This is a genomic window from Actinocrinis sp., from assembly GCF_035650855.1.
Taxonomy (GTDB): domain Bacteria; phylum Actinomycetota; class Actinomycetes; order Streptomycetales; family Catenulisporaceae; genus Actinocrinis.
Genome location: NZ_DASRGV010000310.1, coordinates 1 through 4,921, shown reverse-complemented (window position 1 = coordinate 4,921; position 4,921 = coordinate 1). Strand labels below are relative to the sequence as shown.

At 69.7% G+C, this 4,921-nt stretch carries 5 protein-coding genes; all 5 read right to left on the bottom strand.

The window, feature by feature from the left end; all coding sequences use genetic code 11:
- On the bottom strand, positions 1-204 hold a 204-nt coding region (locus VFB40_RS21995; protein WP_324853639.1), incomplete at its 3' end, for a hypothetical protein.
- Positions 205-395: 191 nt separating this feature from the next.
- On the bottom strand, positions 396-1,079 hold the full coding sequence (locus tag VFB40_RS21990; RefSeq protein ID WP_324853637.1) for an HAD family hydrolase: 684 nt from the start codon (positions 1,077-1,079) through the stop codon (positions 396-398).
- Positions 1,080-1,280: 201 nt separating this feature from the next.
- Entirely contained in the window at positions 1,281-2,921 is a 1,641-nt protein-coding gene (locus VFB40_RS21985; protein ID WP_324853635.1) for an NRAMP family divalent metal transporter, read from the bottom strand.
- A gap of 565 nt (positions 2,922-3,486) precedes the next feature.
- Positions 3,487-4,185: a response regulator gene (locus VFB40_RS21980; protein ID WP_324853633.1), complete on the bottom strand. Its 699-nt coding sequence runs from the start codon at positions 4,183-4,185 to the stop codon at positions 3,487-3,489.
- Positions 4,182-4,921, bottom strand: a 740-nt coding sequence (locus VFB40_RS21975; RefSeq protein WP_324853631.1) for a sensor histidine kinase, incomplete at its 5' end; no start/stop codon positions are given. The genes VFB40_RS21980 and VFB40_RS21975, both read right to left, overlap by 4 nt.

Sequence of the window (4,921 nt, the reverse complement as noted above, 5' to 3'; positions counted from 1 at the left end):
GGCGAGCGTGCCGGCGCAGGCGCCGCCGATGCCGAGGAAGGCCACGACCGCGGCGATCAGCGCGACCCACAGCCGGGCCGGCGTCGTCAGGCGTCTGCGACCTTTGACGGCCTCCGGCGGGTCGGGATCGGGCTGCGCCGCCGGATCGAGCGAAGACCCGGTCCCGCCCATGCCCGCCGACACGTTCGCGGTCGTCGTCGCCACAGCCGAACACGCCCCCATCCGCCGTGATCCCCGCCCTCAGAGATCCGCTCCCACCATATTCCCTGCGAACGCTCTGCGGATATCGGGTTGCGATCTCGTGTTCGGCACGTGGCGGGTCTTCGCGTCGCAGTGTCTTCGCGTCGCGGTGTCTTTGTGTCGCGGTGTCTTTGTGTCGGCGGGCTGGAGCGCGGTCAGGACTCGGCGAGCAGGGCCGGCAGCTCGGTCAGGCTCGTCAGCCGGAAGTCGGCCTTGGCGACCAGGTCGCTGTGATCGGCCACAACATGGCCCCACGGCCCGCGCCTGATGTGTGCGGTACGCAGTCCGGCTTCCCAGGCCGGGCGCATGTCGTTGTCGAGCCGGTCGCCCACGTAGCAGATCCGTTCGGCGGCCGCGTTTGGGCGCATGGTGCGGCAGGCCTCGATGACCTTGGTGAAGAAGCGCGGATCCGGCTTGGCCACGCCCCAGGTGTCCGAGGTGGTCACCAGGTCCACCGGCAGCCGCAGCGAGTCGAGGATCCGGTGCGAGCGGCGGGTCTGGTTCGCCGCGATGATCACCAGGTACCCGGCCTCGCGCAGTGCGGCCATGGCCGGCCGGGCGTCCGGGTACAGGTCCCGCTCGCCGTAGCCCTCGGGCCGCCCGGCCTCGGCCCGCCGCTCGCGCTCGGCGTCGAGGTCGAAGCCGGGGCGGAAATACTCGAACACCTCGCGGTGGTCCCGTCCCGCCCCGATCACCGCGCCGAAGACCGCGGAGAAGGTATGCCTCGGTACGCCGAGCCAGTCGGCCCAGGCGTGGTACTCGACGGTTTCGTCGACCAGGGTCTCCCCTACGTCGAAGACCACGGCCTCGATCGGTCGCGCGGGCGTGGGAGTGGGCACGGTCTGGACTCCTGACGCTGGATCGCTCGACCGGATGCACGACGCGTCGGCACGTGCATCCGGTCCCCGTTCGGCGGGAGCTTAGCGAGCGGATCTGACGGCAGCCCAGAGTTTTCAGGGTTTCTCCATACTTTTGGAGGAACTCTTGTGACACCTGGTGCTTCAGAGTCACCCGTGCTGTGATCCATCACAGGCCGGCTACTACTGATGCAGCGCCATCTGCACGATCTTCACCACGACGAGCACCGAGGCGAGGGCCAGGTACAGGCGCAGGACCGACATGCCGACCTTGCGGCTCGCCGGCATCGCGGCGCGGCCGATCACGGACAGCGGCGGCATCCGCCAGTCCAGCGCGCCGGCGCGGTCGATCTCCTCCGCCGGGCGCCTGCGCCGGCTCAGCAGCGCGTAGCCCGCGAGGGTCACGCTCAGCACGCCGCAGCCCGCGATGATGTCGAGGATCTGACCGGCCGTCAGGTTCGGGTCCAGCACGGCCAGCGTCAGGATGATCGACAGCGTGACCAGGACAGCCAGGACGGCGCCGGTGAACATGTTCGTCTTGCGGCCGTTGACCCAGGGACCGAGCACCTGCTTGTCGTTGCACAGCACCAGCAGGTACACGGAGGCGGAGGGCAGCAGCACACCGGCCATCGCCTGCACACCGTTGGTGATCAGGCCGAGCGGCGAGCCTGGGATCAGCACGATCGTCGCGGCCACCGCGATGAGGCCGACGTACACCGCGTAGAAGCCCTTGGCCTGCTTCACGCCGCGGTGCAGCGAGTGGTTGATGCCCAGCGTGTCGCCGGCCGCGTAGGCGGTGGAGAGGGAGACCGCGAAGGCGCCGATGACCGACGAGTCCAGCAGCGCGATCGCGAACAGGATGCCCGCGACGTGCCCGGCCCTGGCGGAGATGGCCTGCGCCAGTCCCTGTGCGTCACCGAAGTGGCCGGCGAACTGCGTGTTCGCGACCGCGGCCGCAGAGAAGCCGATGATCGCCGCCGCGCCGATCACCACCACGACGATGCCGATCCACAGGTCGGCCTTCTCGTACTTGATGAAGCGCGGGGTGATCCGCTTGTCGATGACGTAGGACTGCTGGAAGAACAGCTGCCACGGCGCGACCGTCGTGCCGACCAGGCCGATGATCAGCAGCATCACCGCGGCCTCCTGCCCGCCGCCGCCCGGCATCTGCGGCACCAGGAAGCCGTGCGCCATCTGCCCGGCGCTCGGGTGCAGCATCAGCGCGATCGGGATGAGCAGCAGGCTGCCGGCGCACAGCGTGATCACTACCCGCTCGAAGCGGCGGAACGAGCCGGTCGAGGCGGCCGCGATGACGACCACTCCGGCCGCGATCACCGAGGGCGCCTTGGGCAGGCCGAGGTATCCGACCGCGAGGGTGATCCCGATGAACTCGGTCACCAGCGTCAGGGCGTTGAGCAGGAAGAGGTCGATGACGCTGAACGCGCCCCAGAAGCGGCCGAACCGCTCCATGATCAGCTTGCCGTGCCCGACGCCGGTGACCGCGCCGAGGCGGACCACCATCTCCTGGTTGACATAGAGCACCGGGACCAGCAGGAGCAGCACCCACAACAGGTGGGTGCCATAGTTCTGGCCGCTCTGGCCGTAGGTGGAGAAGGCGCCGGCGTCGTTGTCGCCGCACATGACGATCAGGCCCGGGCCGACGATGGCCAGCAGGGTCTTGAACTTGGCGGACAGGCCCTGGCGGGCCGCGGTGTCGCCGTGCTTGATGGTGCCCAGCGCCCCGCGGATGTCGCCGACGTGGGCGTCGTCGAGCACTGCGCTGCGGGTGTGCGCTGCGCCGGGGGAAATGATGAGGTCGGTCATGGTGCGCGGTCCTTCCTCACGCCACGCACACGTCCGCGCCAGGGGGAAGCTTGGCACGGGCGAGCACGCACGTGTGGTCAGGCAGCGTGCGTCAAGGCCTAGCGCGGCGGACCTGAGGATGCGGGTACGGCTACCCGGCGCACCCGGAAGAGGCACGTTCGGTAGCTACGCTGCGGGGTCTCTCGAAGGTCAGCGGCTCAGCGCGCGACGGACGCCGGATTCGGATGAGGGCGTGTGCGCGTCGACGGATCCCGTTCTCACAGGGCCCGTACTATGGCCGGGACTACTGGGTTCCATCATTCGCCTCCCCTCGTCCGGGGCGCCGTGGCGCTGCGCTGATGCATGGGCTCTGCGATGCTCCCACCCGACCAGAAGATCCGGCACCGAACACCCATACGATGAGCAGGGCAAGAATCCACCCCGGACCTGCCCTCAGTCAAGTGCGGATGCAAGCCGCAGCCGCATCGTGCCTTTAACGTGCTTTCAGGATAACACCACCCTCGGACCGAATCGGACCAATCGCCGAACTCAGCGATGGATGTGCGCTATCGCACGTTCGTATTTCTCACGGTTCGAAGCGATAGCCCATGCCGGGCTCGGTAAGCAGTTGTCGCGGGTGAGAGGGCTCCGGCTCGAGCTTCTGGCGCAGTTTCGCCAGATAGAACCTCAGGTAGTTGGTCTCCGACTGATAGGCCGGGCCCCATACCTGTTGCAGCAGCTGCTTGCCGGAGACGAGCCGGCCGGGATTTCGAACCAGTACCTCAAGCACCGCCCATTCGGTTTTTGTTAAATGCACCTGTTCGGGCGTCTGTTCGGGCGCGCCGGGGCGCCGCTGCACCGTCTTCGCGGCCAGGTCCACGGTGTAGTGGCCGATCCTCACGGCCGGCTCGGCGGCGGTCTCGCTCTCGCTTCGGCGGATCAGGGCCCGTAGCCGGGCCATCAGCTCGTCCATGGAGAACGGCTTGGTGACGTAGTCGTCGGCGCCGGCGTCCAGCGCGTCGACCTTGTCCGCGGAGTCAGCGCGGCCGGACAGCACCAGGATCGGCACCTTGGTCCAGCCGCGCAGGCCGGCGATCACGTCGGTGCCGTCCATGTCGGGCAGGCCGAGGTCGAGCACGACCACGTCGGGAAGGTGCTTGGCCGCCGCGTCGAGCGCGCCGGCGCCGTCGGCCGCGACGACCACCTCGTAGCGGCGCGCGGTGAGGTTGATGCGCATCGCGCGCAGCAGCTGGGGCTCGTCGTCCACCACGAGCACGCGGATCACGTCAGCGACTCCCTGTCTTGAGGCTCGTCGAACCCTGCGGCTGCGGCCTGTCCGAGCGGCGCCGGGTCCTCCTCGGCGTCGTGCGCCGCCGGGTCGATCGCGCCGACGGCCTCGGCCGCGGGCAGCGACACCACCATCGTGACACCGCCGCCGGGGGTGTCCTCCGGCGTGAGGGTGCCGCCCATCGCCTCGACCAGGCCGCGGGCCAGCGCCAGGCCGAGCCCGACGCCGGCGGTGTTGTCCCGGTCGCCGAGCCGCTGGAAGGGCCGGAACACCAGGTCGCGGTCGGCCGGCCGGATGCCGGGTCCGCGGTCGATCACCCGGATCTCCACCCATCGGCCGAGTGCTGATACCGCGACGGTGACCGGCGAGGCGGTGTGCTTGACCGCGTTGCCGACCAGGTTGGCCACGACCCGTTCGAGCAGCGCGCCGTCGGCGAGCGCGGGCGGAACGGAGGGTGGCACCGGGGCGAGGCCGACCCTTCCGGCGGCGTCGGGGACCTCGTCGAGGGCGCGCGGAAGGATGTCGGCCGCCGCCACCGCCTCCAGGTGCAGCTTGATCGCCCCGGCCTGGAGGCGGGACATGTCCAGCAGGTTCTCGACCAGCCGGGTGAGCCGGTCGAGCGACTGGTCGGCGGCCTCGAGCAGTTCCGCGCGGTCGTCGGCGGGCACGTCGAGGTCCGGGTCGCGCAGCGTGCTGATCGCCGCCTTCGCCGCGGCGAGCGGGGTGCGCAGAT